Below are 10176 nucleotides of genomic sequence, written 5' to 3' on the forward strand. Positions count from 1 at the left end.
CTGTCACAATATGAAGAAAGATTAAGATAAGTGGTGTGCAGGAAAATATGACAATGTTTAGTCAGATTAATGGGGTGTTGGTCAATACTGGTTTGCAGTTTGCTGGCTGGGGAGTCTTTTCGCTGTTGCTGGCTGAAGTCTTAAGAGACAGTTACCATGTTTTGTGTCACGAGGTCAAATGGCTGGCTAAATGGCACAATAAGCATCATCAAGTATATCGTCGCGATTTATCCATAGTCTCTGTGCAAGCTTACCAAGATTCTCAGCTTTATCACGATATTCTGGAGTCGGGTTTACTGGTTGCGGCTTTAACCATCATGGCTTTAGTGGTTCACCAAATGGGGTTATGGCTGGGAGTTCTCTATGGCTGTACCTTCTTGTATGGTGCTTCTGTGCGATATTTCTCTGGTAAAATCGATACAGATTACAATCACTTACCCGGCCCTTTACAGATAATTCCCTCTGTTTGGTGGGTAAATCGCACTTACCATTGGCGACATCATTTTGATGATGTGAATGCATACTACAGTGGTGTCTTTCCTCTCGTGGATAAAATACTTGGTACGGGTTTATCACTCAAAGGTAAAACAATCGCTTTAACTGGCGCGTCCGGTTCTCTCGGTCAAGCATTAGCGGCGGAACTGCTCAAGCATAATGCCAAAGTGGTAGCCTTAACTACTAACCCCGAAAAATTAGCACCGCAGACTAATTTTAAAGTCCTTTCCTGGGAGTTAGGTAATGAAGCTGAACTCAAAGATAGTTTAGAGAAAATCGATATTTTGATTATCAATCACGGTGTCAATGTTTACAATAGCCGCACACCGGAAGCGATCGCATCTTCCTATGAGGTGAATACTTTCTCAGCGTTGCGGTTGATGGATATATTTTTAACCACTGTCACCGGACCACAAGCCAAAGCCACCAAGGAAATCTGGGTGAATACTTCTGAGGCTGAGGTTTCCCCGGCTTTAAGTCCCCTTTATGAACTGAGTAAACGCACATTAGGAAATCTTGTCACCCTGAAGCGGTTGGATGGAAATTGTGTAATTCGTAAGTTAATTCTGGGGCCTTTTAAAAGTCAACTCAATCCTTATGGGGTGATGTCAGCGCAGCAGGTAGCTCGTGGGATCTTGTTTTTAGCACGACGAGATTACCGCAATATTATTGTGACGATAAATCCGCTGACATACCTGTTTTTTCCAGTGAAGGAAGCTAGTACATGGCTGTATTACCAAATTTTTAGCAAAACGGCTAAGGATTAGTCATAGAAAATCTTCGGCAAAGTAGGGACAATTGATCAGTTGTCCTTACAAGGATTCTGCAAGACGTATATTTGATTTTTGAAATTATCTGGTTTTCCAGCAAACTCTGTGATACATTAAAAAATATCGAGCGTTCGATATAAAATATGCCGAAAATAGTTGACCATGACCAATACCGTCAAGAACTACTCAGAAAGTGCTTTGATTTATTTGCTCAAAAAGGTTACGGTGCGCTCACCATGAGGCAAATTTCTGAGAGTTTAAATGTTTCTACAGGGACGCTATATCATTACTTTCCTAGCAAACAGGCTTTGTTTGAGCAATTAGTTGAGGAGATAAATCAACAAGATATCAGTTCAGCATTGGCAGAAATCAAAGGAACGCAAACAATTTCAGAAATAATGACTGCGATAGGGAAATATTTAGTTAAAAATGAAGATTACTTTATTAATCAAACTTATATCTGGGTAGATTTTTGTCAGCATCAAAACAAAGAAACAATAGCCAATATTCCTGTATTTCAACGTGTTAATCAAAGGTGTCAGCAGGCAGTTTGTGATTTTTTGGGGATTCAAGATCCAGTATTGGCATCCTTTATCTTGAGCTTTATTAATGGTTTAATTCTAGAAAAATTATGGGGTAATCAAACAATTAATTTTCCTGAACAATGCGCCTTACTAGGTAAAATGATCACCAGCTATTTATCAGAAAACCCATAATATAGCTAATTCCTCAATCAGACGAAAGTTTTAATTATTTGTGCCTAAATATCTCCATAAAATAGTGTGTGTAGTGAGGTAAAGAATGACTCCAAATGTGTTATTTAAAATCCCCAATCAAAGGTTAATACTATTAGTAGTAGCTGCTACGGTGATTACAGGTGGAATTGCTGTTTATGGGATTTCTCAGTCTGGTTTTGTTGGTCAAACTGCTTCTTCTGAACTTGAAGAACCTGCACCAATTGCACCAAAAATATCGGCTTTAGGAAGACTAGAACCAGAAACCGAGGTAATTAGCCTGTCTGCACCTTTGGACTTGGATGGCGATCGCATTGCCCAAATTTTAGTCCAAGAGGGCGATAGAGTCAAATCAGGTCAGGTGGTGGCAATTTTAGACTCACGCACTCGCCTACAAACTGCTGTACTCCAAGCAGAACAACAGGTGAGAGTGGCTAAAACTAAATTGGCTCAAGTTGAAGCTGGGGCAAAAACTGGAGAAATTCAGGCACAGCAAGCAACTATTGAACGCTTACAAGCCCAGTTACAAGGAGATAAAATAGGTCAAGAAGAAGCGATCGCTCGCATCGAAGCACAATGGTTAGGAGAAAGGATAGCACAAGAGGCGACAATTAAAAAGCTCGAAGCAGAACTTAATAATGCTCAAGCGGAATATGAACGTTATCAGCAATTATCCTCTGAAGGCGCAATTTCCAGTTCTTTATTTGATAGTAAGCGCTTGAGTTTAGACACCGCACAACAGCAACTCTCAGAAGGACAAGCAGTGCTGAATCGGATTAATTCTACTGCTAGTAGAGAATTAGCCCAAGCTCAAGTTACACTCACCCGAATTAACTCCACAAGTAACAAACAAATCAGTGAAGCCAAAGCCACACTCAGCAGTATTGCCGAAATTCGTCCCGTAGATGTGGAAGCAGCCAAGAGTGAAATTGAGAATGCGATCGCTACAGTCAAACAAATGCAAACTAACTTAGAATCAACTTATATTAAAGCCCCAATAGACGGACAAATTCTCAAAATTCATACACGAGTCGGAGAAAAAATTCGTGAGGCGGGGATTGCAGATTTGGCAGAAACTGAGCAAATGATTGCAGTCGCCGAAGTCTATCAAAGCGATATTAATAAAATTCAAATAGGACAGTCAGCAATAGTTACCAGTCAAGTATTTCCTGGTGAATTGCGAGGAACAGTTTCCCAAATTGGTTTACAGGTAAATAGACAAAATGTCTTTAGCAACGAACCAGGAGAAAACCTCGATAGCCGGGTGATTGATGTCAAAATTCGTCTGCATCCTGAAGACAGCAAACAAGTAGCAGGATTAACTAACTTGCAAGTTCAAACAGCAATTGAATTATAGAATACCCAAGTTAAAAATAACAATATTTTCCACTCCCCACTCATTGGGAAGTTACAATCTTTCCCCCTGCTCCCTGCTCCCTGCTCCCCTGCTCCCTGCTCCCTGCTCCCTGCTCCCTGCTCCCTGCTCCCTGCTCCCTGCTCCCCTGCTCCCTGCTCCCCTGCTCCCTGCTCCCCTGCTCCCTACTCCCTACTCCCCACTCCCCACTCCCCAATTATGTTTTTCAAAAAATCACGCAAAACTCCGCTAGCATGGCGACAGTTAATGAAAGAAAAAACTCGTCTGTTAGTTGCAGTTGCTGGGATTACTTTTGCTGATATGCTGATGTTTATTCAGCTAGGTTTTGAAAGTGCGCTGTTTGATTCAGCCATCCAACCTCATCGCAATTTACAAGCAGATTTGGTTTTAATTAATCCCCAATTTCAAACTCTAGTTTCCGTCAAAAGCTTTTCTAGAGAGCGACTCTATCAAACATTGGGTTATGAAGGTGTAAAATCAGTAAATTCTGTTTACATTGGCACTGGACAATGGCGCAATCCCGAAACACGTCTTGATCGGGCTATCTTGGTTTGGGGTATCGATCCAGCACAATCGGCATTGAAATTTCCCGAAGTTCAAGAAAATCAAGCTCATCTGAAACAATTGCATCAAGTGCTGTTTGATCAAGCAGGTCGTCCAGAATATGGAACTGTGGGTGATATATTCCAAAAAACAGGCAAATTTGACACTGAATTGAATAATAAAGCTATCCGTGTGAGAGGCGTATTTAGTAATGGTGCTTCCTTTGCGGCTGATGGGAATGTGATCACCAGTGATTCTACCTTTTTACGACTCTTTCCCGAACGTCAAAGAGACCGTATAGAAGTGGGTTTAATCACTCTCAAGCCTGGTGCTGATGCAGAAAAAGTGCGATCGCAATTAACCGCAGAGTTACCCAATGATGTCAGCGTTCTGACTCCAGAAGGTTTTGCCCAAATAGAAAAGAAATACTGGGCTGAGGGGACTGGGATTGGTTTTATTTTCGGTTTAGGTGTGGTAGTCGGGTTTATTGTCGGTATCGTGATTGTCTATCAAATTCTTTACTCTGATGTCTCCGAACATTTACCGGAATACGCCACCCTCAAAGCAATGGGTTATAGCGATCGCTATTTGTTGGGAGTTTTGCTACAAGAAGCTTTATTCTTAGCTGTCTTGGGTTATATCCCCGCATTTTTTCTTTCCTTTGGATTATATCAGCTTGCCTACGCAGTCACAATGCTACCCATAGCCATGAAGCTAGAAAGAGCCACAACTGTATTTATTCTAACTGTGATTATGTGTAGTTTCTCTGGTGCGATCGCCATGCAAAAGTTACGCACAGCCGACCCCGCAGATGTTTTCTAATTCCCACCTGACAGAATTTTGGCCATAAAAACCCATGATACAAAACACTATATCAGGAAACTACCCCTCAAATATCTCAGATGTGGAACCTGTGATTGCTGTTCACAACCTCAATCACTACTTTGGCGGCGGGAACCTGCGTAAACAAGTCTTATCTGAGATTAATTTGCAGATTAACGCGGGTGAAATTGTGATTATGACTGGTCCATCAGGTTCAGGAAAAACCACTCTCTTAACCCTCATGGGTGGACTACGCTCTGCCCAAGAAGGTAGTCTGAAAATCTTAGGACAGGAAATTTGTGGAGCCAGCAAAGGACAATTAACTAGGCTGCGTCGCCAGATTGGTTATATTTTTCAAGCACATAATCTGATGACTTTTTTGACAGCTAAAGATAATGTCCGGATGTCCATAGAGTTGCATGACGAGTTCTTCCAGCAGGATATCAACGCCAAAGCGATCGCCATGCTGGAAACTGTGGGTTTAGCAGATCATGTGAATTACTATCCAGAGAATCTCTCAGGGGGACAAAAACAACGAGTTGCGATCGCTCGTGCCTTAGTCAGTCACCCTAAAATTGTTTTAGCCGATGAACCCACAGCCGCATTAGACAAAAAATCTGGGCGCGATGTCGTGGAATTAATGCAAAAATTAGCAAAAGAGCAAGGCTGTACAATCTTGCTAGTTACTCATGACAACCGGATTCTTGATATTGCTGATCGGATTATTTATATGGAAGATGGTCAGCTAAAAACTAATGCTGTAGATGTGGCAACAGCAATGCATTAAACTTCAGACATTTCTCCCCTCTCCTTAGCAAAAAAGTATCGGTTCTATATTCAATCCCCACTCTTAGTAGTATCCTAAAATCACAAATTAGTTTTTCAGCGTTTAATTTTAGAGGATGTATCCGATGAAAATTTGGGTAAATGAGCAGATTGATCCTTCTGGGATGATTTATGCCTGTATTGCTTGTTGTAATGAATCGCAAGCCCAAGATTGTCATGATTCCTTTCAAGGAAACTTGACCGATAGCCAAAAATCCGCCGGTTGGATAGCACAATTGCGGATAGTTAGTTCTTGGGATGAAGTCCCAGTTAATGCACTCAAACTGGATTAATTGCATCCCGACTCAATTTATCAAGATATTTTTTCATTTATATAGGTCATCCCATTTAGGTTTTGACCTCTATTTTCTAGAGCGAGGGTGGAAATTTTGATCTGTTGATTCAGCTAACCTAAGTAGTTGTAGTATCCAGATTCCTAAGTATAAGTTAATCAACCATAAAAATTAGATTAAAAAAATCTCGATTTCTACACAATAACTTTCCAGAAACCTCACCTTTTAGGGAAACTTGATCATATTTAGGAACTTTTAAGGGTTATTATCATACCAAGAGTTATATGTAAAACTTGCAAAAGCCGAATTAATATGGTGAACTATTCCCCAGTTTACACTTCGGAGCAAGGCTGTCCTATTAATTTGGTTGCCGAAACAGGACAAGCGGTTCAGATTTCTATTCATTCACCCAGTCCGTATATCTGTGCCAACTGCGAACGGATATTACCAGATTGGAAAAATCAACCTTGTTTATGGGTTGTAATTGTTTTACAGCAGTCACGTGATCAACTAGTAAAAAGTACGCCAGAAATCGAAATAGAGAAAGAACGCTTGCGGGAAAAGTTTATGCGGTTTGGCTTTGACCTCGCATTTCAATTGCGCGATCACGGCTATTTAACAGACTTGATTGACCCTCGCACTGGCTATCCCTTACTTTCCCATCCGGGAGAAGTTCCCCACAATGACACCGCCGTTGTCAAAGCCTTACTCAACTATCAAGTGATTAAAAACAAATGTCGTGTGCTGGTTCATCCTGTCTGGGGTGCAGCAGTTTATCCCAGTGTTTTAATATCCGTCGCACCGCCAAGAATTATCGCAAGTTTCACCAAAGATATCGCACCGTTACACGGATGGAATTAACACTCAACAGTATTTTGCCGTGGGTAAAGAATTAGTTATTTCTCGGTCGTCGCCGGCGTTGAGAATTAATTGGGATGAGAATTTGGTTCAGGCTACGCAATTGTTCCGATGTCCCCATGCAAATTAGGGTATCTCCTGGTAATAACACAGTATCACCAGTGGGACCACCAATCAGATGTCCATCGGCGCGACGAATGGCAATTACTAATGCGCCGGATTGCGATCGCAATCTTGTTTGTCTGAGAGTGTGACCCACATAAGGATACACCGCAGGGTCTAGTAAAAATTCTTCCATATAAAACTGTCCGTCTAGGCCTGAGATGAAACCATCGACAAAATCCAAAACTTGGGGTCTAAGAGCCGCCGCAGCCATGCGCTTCCCACCAGTAATGTAGGGTGAAACCACAGTATCAGCCCCACCCCGTTGTAATTTTTTTACAGATTCTTCTGTACTGGCTCGTGCGATCGCGCGAATTCGTGGATTCAGTGTTTTTGCTGTTAAAACTGTATATAAATTTTCCGCATCAGAAGGCAATGCAGCCACTATACAAATCGCTCGTTCCACCCCAACATTCAAGAGTGTGTCATCCAGAGTCACATCACCTTGGTATGCTATGTAATTTGCTGCTTGTACCTGTTCCACAGATTCCAAATTAGAATCAACCACCACAAAAGGTACGCCTTCCGCCTGAAATTCCTTGGCAATTTGACGACCAGTGCGACTAAATCCACAGATGATGTAATGTTCTGTCAGTGATTCCATTAGCCTTCTCTGTTGCCGTAGTCTAATTCCTTCTTGAAAGTAGCCCTGAATCACGGCTTCTGTAAATCTGTTGACCATGTAACCAATATTGATGACACCCAACAAAATTAAGGCAATTGTAAATAATCTGCCTCGGCTACTCAAGGGATTGGTCTCACCATAGCCCACAGTCGTTAAGGTGATGACAGTCATATAAGCCGCGTCTTCCCATGACCAACCCTCAATGAACTTGTACCACAAAGTGCCAGTCAGGAAAACGCCAGCCAGAGAAATCGCCCCCACCGTTAGTTCTTTTTGCAGTCGTCGGTATTTTTTCTCAAGTACAGAATACAAAGTTTTTGCACCGCTACCATTTTTTGGCAGGATATTTAACTGTTAGCCTACAAAAAAGTATCAGATTTGTGAAATAAAATGTAATTTTTAAGATTTTCTAGCAAACTAGTAAGTGAGTATTAAAATTAAAGACTTATCAGGAGGCGCGGTCGTGAGCATAGAAACTCTCATTGAGCAAGCTACCATCCCCCCAACATCAGGTTTTATGTCATCTAGCCCTTTTGATGCTGATAGCTTCAATGAAGCCGTCATGTCAACTTATGCCCGGTTTCCCCTAGCTTTAGACCGGGGTGCTGGCTGTCGCGTTTGGGATACCCAGGGACGTGAATATCTGGACTTTGTAGCCGGAATTGCCACTTGCACCCTCGGACACGCCCACCCAGCTATGGTAGAAGCGGTAACACGCCAAATCCAGAAGCTGCATCATGTTTCCAATTTGTACTATATTCCCGAACAAGGTGATTTAGCCCAATGGATAGTTGAACATTCCTGTGCAGATCGGGTATTTTTCTGCAACTCTGGGGCTGAGGCTAACGAAGCCGCCATTAAACTGGCGCGGAAATATGCCCACACAGTTCTAGAGATTGACAAGCCGATTATTCTCACCGCCAATGCTAGTTTCCACGGTCGAACTTTGGCGACTGTCACCGCTACCGGACAACCGAAGTATCAAAAATATTTTCACCCCTTAGTACCTGGTTTTGCATATGTTCCTTATAACGATATTAATGCCATAGAGGTAGCAGTTAGTGAATTAGATGAAGGAGATTATCGCGTAGCGGCCATTTTAATTGAACCGTTGCAAGGAGAAGGCGGTGTGCGTCCTGGTGATGTGGCTTACTTCCAAAAGCTGCGGAAAGTTTGTGATGAAACTGGCATTTTGTTGATGTTCGATGAAGTGCAAGTTGGCATGGGACGCAGTGGTAAGTTATGGGGTTATGAACATTTGGGTGTGGAACCAGATATCTTTACCAGTGCGAAAGGTTTGGGCGGCGGTATCCCCATTGGGGCGATGATGAGTAAGAAGTTCTGCGATGTCTTTGAACCAGGAGAACACGCCAGCACATTTGGCGGTAATCCCTTTGTTTGTGGTGTGGCGCTGGCTGTTTGTCAGACTTTGGAAAAAGAGAATATTTTGCAGAATGTGGAAGAACGGGGTATACAGCTAAGAAATGGATTAAATGCGATCGCAGCTAAATATCCCCACTACATTTCTGAAGTCCGGGGCTGGGGTTTAATCAATGGGATGGAATTACAAGCAGATGTTCCACTCACCGCATCTGATGTTGTTAAGGCTGCTATGGACAAGGGTGTTTTGCTAGTACCAGCCGGTCCGAAAGTTGTCCGGTTTGTCCCGCCGTTGATTGTGACTGAGGCAGAAGTCAATTTGGCCTTACAAGCTGTTGACGAGGCGATCGCTTCTCTCACCGCTTAAGCCATAACCAGCGAGGATGGGTTTTTCTGCCTATCGCTCGCTGTTTTCTTGTGGAACAGGCATACTTCGACAAGCTCAGTACAAGTCTTGCCTGTTTAGGGCGGGCTAGAAGCCCACCCCACAATAGTTTATGTTTTAAATATCTACAGGATGCTGTCCGTAATATGGTAATGCCTCAAACCAATGAGGATGTTTACCTTGTTGCCAATCTAAATAAGCTAGTTCCAAAATACTGCTGACTGTTGCAGCTAAACCAGATGTGGCTTTAATTAACTGATATTCACTCTGCCAATTGGCTAAGGTTTCTTGCCATGCTTCTGGTGTAAATACAGTATCTGGTAATAAGGCTGTGATACTTAAGTTATCAGTAGATATTTGGTAAATAGCACCGAAGATTTTTCCCCGTTGTGCTGCCATTTCTACGGCTATAACTGCTGGTTTTGATTGATTTTGACCTTTTTCAGCCCAAGCTACTGCTGCTAAGGTGGAAATGGCAAATATAGGTATATTTAACTGTTGTCCCAAGGTACGGGCAATGACTACACCAATCCGAGTCCCTGTAAAACCACCGGGGCCTCTAGCTACGGCAATAAATGCTACATCTGCCCAGGTGTGGGGTTGGATAAATTCTATTAAATATTGATGTACGTAACTAGATAAATCACGCCCCAAATCCCAAGTATCAGCGCGAGTTTCACTAGTAAAATTACTGATAGCCAACCCCAGTTCAGGAGTTGTGGTGTGTAGGGATATGGCGTATTTTGTGGCTGCAAGGTTTTGTAGTTCTGGGGTCAAGGTTAATTAAAAAGTTGATAATTAGAGGGTGATTTATTTATTCAATCACACAATCATGGCTTTATATTCACGACAAAATTCACTAACAGCACTTCCCAGTGTTATGAGGTACAAGAACCCCACCCCCAACCC

Annotated in this window: 10 protein-coding genes; 8 read left to right on the plus strand and 2 right to left on the minus strand. The window is 42.4% G+C overall.

From position 1 onward, the window contains the following. Positions 1–53 precede the first annotated feature (53 nt). The 7 genes from AACX33_RS10485 (at position 54) to AACX33_RS10515 (ending at position 6718) form a co-directional block, all read left to right on the plus strand. Positions 54–1262, plus strand: coding sequence for a bifunctional sterol desaturase/short chain dehydrogenase (locus AACX33_RS10485; protein WP_194003294.1), 1209 nt, complete (start codon positions 54–56; stop codon positions 1260–1262). A 146-nt stretch (positions 1263–1408) separates the two neighbouring features. After that, on the plus strand, positions 1409–1981 hold the full coding sequence (locus AACX33_RS10490; RefSeq protein ID WP_194003292.1) for a TetR/AcrR family transcriptional regulator: 573 nt from the start codon (positions 1409–1411) through the stop codon (positions 1979–1981). Between the two features lie 85 nt (positions 1982–2066). Next, the gene (locus AACX33_RS10495; RefSeq protein ID WP_194003290.1) at positions 2067–3356 is read left to right on the plus strand and encodes an ABC exporter membrane fusion protein; all 1290 of its coding nucleotides are present in this window, start codon (positions 2067–2069) and stop codon (positions 3354–3356) included. A gap of 216 nt (positions 3357–3572) precedes the next feature. Further along, the gene (devC, locus tag AACX33_RS10500; protein ID WP_194003288.1) at positions 3573–4739 is read left to right on the plus strand and encodes an ABC transporter permease DevC; all 1167 of its coding nucleotides are present in this window, start codon (positions 3573–3575) and stop codon (positions 4737–4739) included. Between the two features lie 34 nt (positions 4740–4773). After that, a complete protein-coding gene (locus tag AACX33_RS10505) occupies positions 4774–5526 on the plus strand; it encodes a DevA family ABC transporter ATP-binding protein (RefSeq protein ID WP_194003285.1) in 753 nt (250 codons plus the stop codon). Between the two features lie 124 nt (positions 5527–5650). Further along, entirely contained in the window at positions 5651–5857 is a 207-nt protein-coding gene (locus tag AACX33_RS10510; protein WP_194003283.1) for a glycogen debranching protein, read from the plus strand. 312 nt (positions 5858–6169) lie between these two features. Then, the gene (locus AACX33_RS10515; protein WP_194003281.1) at positions 6170–6718 is read left to right on the plus strand and encodes a methylmalonic aciduria and homocystinuria type D protein; all 549 of its coding nucleotides are present in this window, start codon (positions 6170–6172) and stop codon (positions 6716–6718) included. 31 nt (positions 6719–6749) lie between these two features. Here the strand turns inward: AACX33_RS10515 and AACX33_RS10520 are convergent, their stop codons facing one another. After that, the gene (locus AACX33_RS10520) at positions 6750–7814 is read right to left on the minus strand and encodes a potassium channel family protein (RefSeq protein WP_194003280.1); all 1065 of its coding nucleotides are present in this window, start codon (positions 7812–7814) and stop codon (positions 6750–6752) included. Between the two features lie 151 nt (positions 7815–7965). On the opposite strand from AACX33_RS10520, the gene AACX33_RS10525 reads away from it, so the two are divergent. Continuing rightward, positions 7966–9249 carry an acetylornithine/succinylornithine family transaminase gene (locus AACX33_RS10525; RefSeq protein ID WP_194003278.1) on the plus strand — a complete coding sequence of 428 codons (1284 nt, stop codon included), beginning with the start codon at positions 7966–7968 and terminating at the stop codon, positions 9247–9249. 135 nt (positions 9250–9384) lie between these two features. Here AACX33_RS10525 and tsaB read toward each other — a convergent pair whose 3' ends face one another. Beyond that, positions 9385–10044 carry a tRNA (adenosine(37)-N6)-threonylcarbamoyltransferase complex dimerization subunit type 1 TsaB gene (gene tsaB / locus AACX33_RS10530; RefSeq protein ID WP_194003276.1) on the minus strand — a complete coding sequence of 220 codons (660 nt, stop codon included), beginning with the start codon at positions 10042–10044 and terminating at the stop codon, positions 9385–9387. Positions 10045–10176 lie beyond the last annotated feature (132 nt).

This window comes from Nodularia sp. LEGE 04288, assembly GCF_963896525.1.
Taxonomy (GTDB): domain Bacteria; phylum Cyanobacteriota; class Cyanobacteriia; order Cyanobacteriales; family Nostocaceae; genus Nodularia.

Bases quoted from the DNA above. Each gene is read 5' to 3' on its own strand.
- AACX33_RS10485 (WP_194003294.1), top strand. From the start codon at position 54: ATGTTTAGTCAGATTAATGGGGTGTTGGTCAATACTGGTTTGCAGTTT.
- AACX33_RS10490 (WP_194003292.1), top strand. From the start codon at position 1,409: ATGCCGAAAATAGTTGACCATGACCAATACCGTCAAGAACTACTCAGA.
- AACX33_RS10495 (WP_194003290.1), top strand. From the start codon at position 2,067: ATGACTCCAAATGTGTTATTTAAAATCCCCAATCAAAGGTTAATACTA.
- devC (WP_194003288.1), top strand. From the start codon at position 3,573: ATGTTTTTCAAAAAATCACGCAAAACTCCGCTAGCATGGCGACAGTTA.
- AACX33_RS10505 (WP_194003285.1), top strand. From the start codon at position 4,774: ATGATACAAAACACTATATCAGGAAACTACCCCTCAAATATCTCAGAT.
- AACX33_RS10510 (WP_194003283.1), top strand. From the start codon at position 5,651: ATGAAAATTTGGGTAAATGAGCAGATTGATCCTTCTGGGATGATTTAT.
- AACX33_RS10515 (WP_194003281.1), top strand. From the start codon at position 6,170: ATGGTGAACTATTCCCCAGTTTACACTTCGGAGCAAGGCTGTCCTATT.